Consider the following 519-nt stretch of genomic DNA (forward strand, 5'->3'; position numbering starts at 1 on the left):
CGCGCCGCCGCCGGGTCCCGCGCCTCGGCCGCCTGATGGAACAGGTCCCGCTCGGCCGCATAGGCCGCCGCATAGCCGGGCCGCCCCCCGAACCGGTCCTGGACCACGTCGTCGTCGGCGTCCGTGGGCAGCCCCCGCGCCAGCAGCCCGTCGATCCGCTCGCCCAATCCTTCGGCCTGCTGGGTGTGGGCGAACTCGTGCATGAACACGACCATCGACAGCAGCCGCGGGTCGCGCGGCTCCGACCGGTCGGCGCGCCACAGCTCCGGCAGGGCCATGATGAAGAACATGCCGCCGTTCGACATCGGCGAGGCGAACGCCAGCCGCCCGGCTTGCACGGTGTTCCCGTCCGGTAGCCGGATCCGCCCGTCGTGCGTCGCCGCCCGGACCCGATAGCGCCTGGCCCCGACCCGGAAGTCTCCGCGCCGGTCGGGCGTGAACGCGAAGGCGCAGCGGCGGTCAAAACAGGGTCGATGGTCGGCGTCACCGGCCGCGCCAGCCGCAGCCGCTCGCGGTCCA

At 74.4% G+C, this 519-nt stretch carries 1 protein-coding gene; it reads right to left on the reverse strand.

The genetic code is table 11. From position 1 onward, the window contains the following. A partial coding sequence (locus tag AC2W7C_RS18895) for a hypothetical protein (RefSeq protein WP_486002710.1) occupies positions 1–338 on the reverse strand: 338 nt, incomplete at its 3' end. Positions 339–519 lie beyond the last annotated feature (181 nt).

The organism is Brevundimonas sp. CURTG3B2_SDJG (assembly GCF_057364705.1).